Origin of the sequence: Streptomyces ureilyticus (assembly GCF_011045025.1) — a bacterium.
Classification (GTDB): Bacteria; Actinomycetota; Actinomycetes; order Streptomycetales; family Streptomycetaceae; genus Streptomyces; species Streptomyces ureilyticus.
This window is the reverse complement of the sequence record NZ_JAAKZX010000487.1, coordinates 1-917: the sequence shown is the minus strand read 5'-3', so window position 1 is coordinate 917 and position 917 is coordinate 1. Positions and strand designations below refer to the sequence as shown.

1 protein-coding gene is annotated in these 917 nt (G+C 68.3%); it reads right to left on the bottom strand.

The genetic code is table 11. From position 1 onward, the window contains the following. On the bottom strand, positions 1 to 917 hold a 917-nt coding region (gene glgB, locus G6048_RS48295), incomplete at both ends, for a 1,4-alpha-glucan branching enzyme (RefSeq protein WP_165345919.1).

Here is a 917-nt window from a genome sequence, read left to right as displayed (position 1 = left end):
TTCGCCCGTTGCTGCCACCAGTCGCCCGGCATCTTCGACACCAACGACCGCTTGCCGTGCACGACCTCGTCGTGCGAGATGGGCAGCACGTAGTTCTCGCTGTAGGCGTACACCATCGAGAACGTCATCTCGTTGTGGTGGTACTTCCGGTGCACCGGCTCTTTCGAGACGTAGCCGAGCGAGTCGTGCATCCAGCCCATGTTCCACTTCAGGCCGAAGCCGAGGCCGCCGAAGCCGCCGGGCCCGATGTGGTGGGTGGCGCGCGTGACGCCGTCCCAGGCGGTGGATTCCTCGGCGATCGTGACGACGCCGGGCACGCGCCGGTACACGGTGGCGTTCATCTCCTGGAGGAAGGCGACGGCGTCGAGGTTCTCGCGGCCGCCGTGTACGTTCGGCGTCCACTGGCCGGCCTCGCGGGAGTAGTCCAGGTAGAGCATGGAGGCGACGGCGTCGACGCGCAGGCCGTCGATGTGGAACTCCTGGCACCAGTACACGGCGTTGGCGACCAGGAAGTTGCGTACCTCGCGGCGGCCGTAGTCGAACTCCAGGGTGCCCCAGTCGGGGTGCGCGGCCCGCAGGGGGTCCTCGTGCTCGTACAGCGGGCGGCCGTCGAATTCGGCCAGGGCCCAGTCGTCGCGGGGGAAGTGGGCGGGGACCCAGTCCATGATGACGCCGATACCGGCCTGGTGCAGGGCGTCGACGAGGTACTTGAAGTCGTCGGGGGTTCCCAGGCGGGCGGTGGGTGCGTAGAAGCCGGTGACCTGGTAGCCCCAGGAGCCGCCGAAGGGGTGCTCGGCGACCGGCATCAGCTCGACGTGGGTGAAGCCCAACTCGGAGACGTAGGCGGGAAGTTGCTCGGCCAGCTGGCGATACGTCAGCCCGGGGCGCCAGGACGCGAGATGGACCTCGTACACCGA